General features: G+C 62.5%; 9 protein-coding genes. 5 read left to right on the top strand and 4 right to left on the bottom strand.

Going from position 1 to position 6,228, the window contains the following annotated elements:
• Positions 1–179, top strand: a 179-nt coding sequence (locus tag HP547_RS03335; protein ID WP_172285500.1) for a 3-deoxy-7-phosphoheptulonate synthase, incomplete at its 5' end; no start/stop codon positions are given.
• A gap of 117 nt (positions 180–296) precedes the next feature.
• Here the strand turns inward: HP547_RS03335 and HP547_RS03330 are convergent.
• Positions 297–515: a DUF1127 domain-containing protein gene (locus HP547_RS03330; RefSeq protein WP_172222924.1), complete on the bottom strand. Its 219-nt coding sequence runs from the start codon at positions 513–515 to the stop codon at positions 297–299.
• A 96-nt stretch (positions 516–611) separates the two neighbouring features.
• On the opposite strand from HP547_RS03330, the gene HP547_RS03325 reads away from it, so the two are divergent.
• Positions 612–1,463, top strand: coding sequence for a LysR substrate-binding domain-containing protein (locus tag HP547_RS03325; RefSeq protein ID WP_172285499.1), 852 nt, complete (start codon positions 612–614; stop codon positions 1,461–1,463).
• Between the two features lie 126 nt (positions 1,464–1,589).
• Here HP547_RS03325 and HP547_RS03320 read toward each other — a convergent pair whose 3' ends face one another.
• Positions 1,590–2,339: a sulfite exporter TauE/SafE family protein gene (locus HP547_RS03320; protein WP_172222917.1), complete on the bottom strand. Its 750-nt coding sequence runs from the start codon at positions 2,337–2,339 to the stop codon at positions 1,590–1,592.
• Between the two features lie 112 nt (positions 2,340–2,451).
• On the opposite strand from HP547_RS03320, the gene HP547_RS03315 reads away from it, so the two are divergent.
• From HP547_RS03315 to HP547_RS03305, 3 genes are all read left to right on the top strand, one after another.
• On the top strand, positions 2,452–3,405 hold the full coding sequence (locus HP547_RS03315; protein ID WP_172222914.1) for a LysR family transcriptional regulator: 954 nt from the start codon (positions 2,452–2,454) through the stop codon (positions 3,403–3,405).
• A gap of 57 nt (positions 3,406–3,462) precedes the next feature.
• On the top strand, positions 3,463–3,918 hold the full coding sequence (locus HP547_RS03310; RefSeq protein WP_172222911.1) for a MarR family winged helix-turn-helix transcriptional regulator: 456 nt from the start codon (positions 3,463–3,465) through the stop codon (positions 3,916–3,918).
• Positions 3,919–4,057: 139 nt separating this feature from the next.
• On the top strand, positions 4,058–4,486 hold the full coding sequence (locus HP547_RS03305; protein WP_172285498.1) for an organic hydroperoxide resistance protein: 429 nt from the start codon (positions 4,058–4,060) through the stop codon (positions 4,484–4,486).
• 58 nt (positions 4,487–4,544) lie between these two features.
• Here the strand turns inward: HP547_RS03305 and HP547_RS03300 are convergent, their stop codons facing one another.
• Positions 4,545–5,117 (bottom strand): elongation factor P, encoded by a 573-nt coding sequence (locus tag HP547_RS03300; RefSeq protein WP_172222905.1) that lies wholly within the window; start codon positions 5,115–5,117, stop codon positions 4,545–4,547.
• A 48-nt stretch (positions 5,118–5,165) separates the two neighbouring features.
• Positions 5,166–6,228: elongation factor P maturation arginine rhamnosyltransferase EarP (gene earP / locus HP547_RS03295; RefSeq protein ID WP_172285497.1), on the bottom strand; the 1,063-nt coding region annotated here is incomplete at its 5' end.

Raw genomic sequence — 6,228 nt, 5'->3', positions numbered from 1 at the left:
GCATCCATATCGAGATGACCGGGCAGAACGTCACCGAGTGCATCGGCGGCGCCCGGCCGATCACAGAGGATGCGCTGTCGGACCGCTATCACACCCACTGCGACCCACGGATGAACGCCGACCAGTCGCTGGAGCTGGCCTTTCTGATTGCCGAGACGCTCAAGCAGGTGCGGCGCTAAAAGCATTCGCGGGCACGCCCACTCCCACAGGTTTTGCACAAGACTTGAGAGCTGTGCAGTACCTGTGGGAGCGGGCGTGCCCGCGAATAGGCCGGTAAGCCCACCGACAAACTCAGCCTATTTACGCAGCGGATCATCCCAGAAATGCCGCTCGGCCTCTTGCTGGATATCTGCCCTGCTCAACCCCAGGTCATGCAAGATCGCATCGCTGAGACTGGCCAGCTCCCGCCGCTGACGGTGCAGTTGCAGCCAGCGCAACGGGCGCTGCAAGGCAACATGCCACAGGTGATTCAGGGAAAGCACAGGTTGCCGGATGCTGCTGACTTGACCTTTCATCGTGAAGCCCTCCGTGTTGATGGCCTCAGTTTCACGCCGGGCTTAAGATCAATCCAACGAATGTTTCTGATGCCATGCATCTCGGAGATTGATGCAATGTCCCAGTACCAGAGCCTCGACCCGGACGTACTGCGCACCTTCGTCGCCATCGCCGAACAAGGCGGCTTCACCCGTGCCGGTGAGGTCGTCAACCGCACCCAGTCGGCGGTGAGCATGCAGATGAAACGCCTGGAGGAAGACATCCTGCAGCGTCAGCTGTTCGAGCGTGATGGTCGGCAGGTACGCCTGACCGCCGAGGGCCAGGTGCTGCTGGGCTATGCGCGGCGCATCCTCAAGCTGCACGGCGAGGTGTTCAACACCCTGCGCATGCCACACATGGTCGGGCAGGTGCGCATCGGCACGCCAGACGACTACGCCATGCGCTTTCTGCCGACCATTCTCTCCAGTTTTGCCCAGGCCTACCCGCTGATCCAGGTAGAGGTGCACTGCGATTCGTCGCGACAACTGATGCTGCGCCAGGACCTGGACCTGACCATCGTCACCCGTGAACCGGGCAACGAGATTGGCCAGCTGCTGCGTCAGGAACGGCTGGTATGGGCGGCTGCCGAAGGCTTCTGCCCGCAGGAGCAACGGCCGATGCCTGTAGCGTTGTTCAACACCGATTGTTTCTGCCGCGCCTGGACGTGCAATGCGCTTGAGGCACAGGGCATCGATTACCGCATTGCCTATACCAGCCCAAGCCTGGCGGCGATCTTTGCCATTGTCACAGCGGGGCTGGCGGTGACGGCGCAATTGCAAAGCCTGATTGGCGGAAACATCCGCATATTGGGTGAACAGGATGGGCTACCGCAGTTGCCAGTGGCCAATGTGATGCTGGTGCGCAGTACCCAGAACCCTTCACCGATTACTGACTGCATGGCCGATTATATCGTCGAAGGGTTCAAGTAAGCCGGGGGCGCTTCGCACCCCATCGCCGGCAAGCCAGCTCCCACAGGGTTATCACAGGCCCGAACACTGTGGGGTGCCTGTGGGAGCTGGCTTGCCGGCGATGGGCCGCAAAGCGGCCCCAAATTCTCAAAGTTCAAAGCCGAGCATCACCGCACACACCACCAGGAACACGCAGAACATCGCCCGCAGTACCTTCTCCGGCAAGGCATGGGCCAGCCTCACCCCCCAGCTGATGCTGAGCATGCCACCCACCGCCAGTGGAATCCCCACCCCCCAGTCAACGCTCTGGTGCACGCCATAGGTCACCAGCGTCACCAGGGTACTCGGCGCCGCCAGCGCCAGCGACAGCCCCTGCGCCACCACCTGCGTGGTACCGAACACGCTGGTCAGGATCGGCGTGGCCACCACCGCCCCACCTACCCCGAACAACCCGCCCATGGTGCCGGCAAAGCTACCTAGCACCCCCAACCAGGGCCAGGCATAGCGCAACTCGGCACTGGGCGGCGTAACCCTCATGAACATGCGCGCCACGTTCCACACCGCCAACGCCACCAGAAAGCCGACAAAGCCCAGGCGCATGGAGTGCGCATCCAGCCCCACTGCCCAGATCGATCCCAGCCAGGCGAACAGGAAGCTGCACAGCGCCAGCGGTACTGCGTGGCGCAGCTCGATGCGGTTGCGTTGGTGGTAGCGCCACAGCGCCAGCAGCACGTTCGGCACCACCATCACCAATGCCGTGCCCTGCGCCAGCTGCTGGTCCAGCCCAAACAGCACGCCCAGCGCCGGAATCGCGATCAGCCCGCCACCTATGCCGAACAGGCCACCCATGGTGCCCAGCGCAGCGCCCAGCACGATATACAACAACCACTCGATCATCAGGGCCTCGTCCGCCTGTCTATGAATGCGAGCATGCTAACGATTGCGCGCTAGCGGGGAAACGCACAGCAACGCACAATGGCTGTGCGTTTTCCGCAAAACCAAGGCACCCATGAGCCCCGACACCCTGACCGACCAACTGAGCCTGTTTCTCGATGTGCTCGAGACTGGCAGCTTTTCCGCAGCCGCCCGCCGCCACCCGCTGACCCCATCGGCCGTGGCCCGGCGTATCGACAACCTGGAAAGCGCCGTCGGCAGCCGCCTGTTCACCCGCAGCACCCACGCCGTGCGTGCCACACCCGCCGGCAACGCCTTCGCCGAGCGGGCCCGGCGCATTATCGAGGAACTGCGCCTGGCCCGGGCCGAGGCAGTGTCGCTGAGCAGCGCCCCCGAAGGCCTGATCCGCATCGACGCCCCCGCGGCCTTCGGTCGTCGTCACCTGGCCCCGGCCATCGCTGATTTCCTGGTGGCATACCCGGGCCTGGACGTTCAACTGCGCCTGATCGACAGCTTTGTCGACATGCATGGCAGCCACCTGGGCGAGGTCGATCTGGTGTTGCGCGCCGGCCCGCTGGCCGACACCCGCCTGGTCGCCACGCCGCTGGCGTACATGGTGCGCATCGCCTGCGCCAGCCCTGCCTACCTGGCCAGCCGCGGCATACCCACCTGCCCCAGCGAGCTGCCTGGGCACCACGGCCTGGACTGGGACGGCCTGGCGCCGCCTTTCGCCTGGCGCTTCAGCGTGGCCGGGCAAACCCGCTTGTACCGCCCCGCGCGCATGCGCATGGCCGCCAACAACGCCGAAACCCTGCTGTTCGGCGCGCTGGCCGGTTTGGGCATCGCCCACCTGCCCACTTGGCTGATCAGCGAATACCTGCTGCGTGGCGAGTTGATACCGCTGTTTTGCGACGGCGGCCTGCCCGCAGCCGAGACCAGTGGTATATACGCGCTACGCCTGGCACATGAAACGAACTCTCGCAGCCGTTTGCTGCTCGAATTTCTCAAGAGCCGCTTCAGCCCGATTCCACCCTGGGACCTGGCCTTGCGCAGTGAACTGCGCCAGTAACGCGCGCACTAATGATCAGCGTGCCAGACTATCCCATTGATTATTCCAAGGACCTGCATGAACGCCGACACCCAAGCCTCCTGTGACGAGCTGCTGCTGGACAACCAGGTCTGTTTCGCCCTGCACTCCACCTCGTTGCTGATGACCAAAGTCTACAAACCGCTGCTGCAGGCCCTGGGCCTGACCTACCCGCAGTACCTGGCCATGCTCGTGTTGTGGGAACGTGACGGGCTGACCGTGGGCGAGATCAGCCAGCACCTGCTCACCGACCCGGGCTCGCTGACCCCACTGCTCAAACGCCTGGAAAGCGAAGGCTTGCTGCAGCGCAACCGCAGCCGCGAGGACGAACGGGTGGTGATGGTGCAACTGACCGACAAGGGCCGCGACCTGCAAGACAAGGCCAAGGACGTGCCGCAGTGCATCCTGAAGGCCAGCGGGCGCAGCCTGCAGCAGCTTCAGCAACTGCAGGCTGACCTGCTGAACTTGCGCGAGAACCTGCAGAAAAACCTCTGATTGCTATGCTGTGCAATGGCCGTTCGGCAGACCGGCAATTATTTATCTTGCGCGCAAACTAATTGCGCGCTAACTTAAATCCCACACCAACCCTGCCCTCCTGCAACAGGGAGCGCACAGCACATTAGCGAGGCTCAAGATGCAAAAGGTCACTCCGCTGTACATCGCAGAAGCCACCTCCACCGGTGGGCGTGACGGTAAATCCCGCTCCAGCGACGGCAAGCTGGAAGTCAAGCTGAGCACCCCAAAGGAGCTGGGCGGCGCAGGGGGTGAAGGCACCAACCCCGAGCAGATGTTCGCTGCCGGCTACTCGGCCTGCTTCATCGGCGCCTTGAAATTTGTCGCCGGCCAAGAGAAAAAAGCCCTGCCGGCCGATGCGTCGATCACCGCCAAGGTGGGCATCGGCCAGATCCCGGGCGGTTTTGGCCTGGACATCGACCTGCACATCAACCTGCCGGGCCTGGCACAGGCCGATGCCGAAGCGCTGGTGGAAAAGGCGCACCATGTGTGCCCGTATTCCAACGCTACACGCGGTAATGTGGACGTTCGGTTGCATGTGACCGTGTAAATCCCAGGCATAAAAAAACCCGGCCTTGGCCGGGTTTTTTTGCAGTTCGCAAGAAGGATTACTTCTTGGAACGGCCCTTGTACACGCCACCTTCACGAGTGTCGATGTCGATCCACTCGTCGATGTTGATGAAGTCGGCAACCTGCAGTTCGGTACCGTTCTTCAGCTTGGCAGGCTTCATGACCTTGCCCGAGGTGTCGCCGCGAGCAGCGTTTTCGGTGTAGACAACCTGACGGCTGATGGTGGTCGGCAGTTCAACCGATACCAGGCGGCCTTCGAAGAACACGGCTTCGCAGATGTCTTCCATGCCTTCTTCGATGAACGGCAGAACGGCTTCGATGTCTTCGGCGTTCAGCTCGTACATGGTGTAGTCGGTGGTGTCCATGAAGGTGTACGAGTCACCGCTGATGAACGACAGGGTCGCTTCTTTGCGATCCAGGATCACGTCGTCCAGCTTGTCGTCCGCACCGTAGACGGTTTCGGTCTTGTAGCCGGTCAGCAGGTTCTTCAGCTTGGTCTTCATGATCGCGCTGTTACGGCCCGATTTGGTGAACTCAGCTTTTTGTACCAGCCACGGGTCGTTGTCGATCCGCAGGACGGTACCGGGTTTCAGTTCTTTACCAGTTTTCATTGCGAAGTATCCGAATCTGGATGGATTTATAAAAATCGAGGCCGCATATCATAGCCAATTTCGGTAAAACTGTACCAGCGTCATGGCAAGGTCCGGCTGAGCGGCCTGCCGGGCTGCCCAATCGCGGGCGTGCTGCTGCAGTTCTGGCCAATGCTGGCGGGCCGCTTGCCACGCCAGGCCCATGTCGCGACCCATGTTCCAGGCACGCCACAGGCCAAGCAGTGCGGCGTCGGCAGCGTCTGACAGGCCACGTCGATAATGCCCGAGAAATGCTTCGAGCTTTTCCCAATGGGCATTTTCGTCCTGCACGTAGATGTGCCATAGCATCGGCTGACCGGCCCACTGCGCGCGTACAAATGAGTCTTCGCCGCGCACCGCATTGAAATCACAGCTCCAGAGCAGCCGGTCGAAATCGTCCTGGCTGACGAAAGGCAACACTTGCACGGTCAGCGCCCCGCGCTTGTGCACCGCACCTACGTTCAACTGCGCTTCGCCCAGCCACTGGCCAAGGCCGGCAACAACCCGCCCTTGCGGTACCAGCAAGTGGCAGGGCTGGGCGTCGGTGGCCAAGGCATCGAGCCAGCTGGCCAACTGCGGGTTTTCGTAGGCGAATAGCGAGATCAGCAGTGCACCCGGCGCTGGATGCACGCCAAGCCCGTGCAGGAATGCCTGGCGAACGTCGGCAGACTGCTGGAACGCGTCACGCCGTGCCAGCAGCGAACCCTCGCGCAGCAGGCCACCGGTTTTTTCGGTAAAGCCGGGGAAGAAAAACACCTTTCGCAGGCCGTTGGGCTGTGGCGAGGGCAAGCCATGACAACCTTCCACCCAGTCTTCGGCGCTGAGGTATTCGAGGTTGAGCCACAGCGGCGGCACGGAGCGCGCGCGCATCGCATCTACATACGCAGGCGGCAGCAGGCAGGCGAACGCACCGATTACCACCTCGGCCGGCGCCACCGGCAACCAGGTCGCCGGCCACTGCCGCACATCCACGCCGTGCTGCCATTGCTGGGCGGCAGTGGCATCCGCCCCGGGGCACATTGGCACAAAGGCATTCAGGTCATCCACCCACAGGCGCACCGCCAGGTTGTGCTCAGCGACAAGCTGGCGAGCC

Origin of the sequence: Pseudomonas sp. CM27 (genome assembly GCF_013179515.1) — a bacterium.
Classification (GTDB): domain Bacteria; phylum Pseudomonadota; class Gammaproteobacteria; order Pseudomonadales; family Pseudomonadaceae; genus Aquipseudomonas.
The sequence above is the reverse complement of the archived record's forward strand: the minus strand, read 5'-3'. Positions and strand labels throughout refer to the sequence as shown.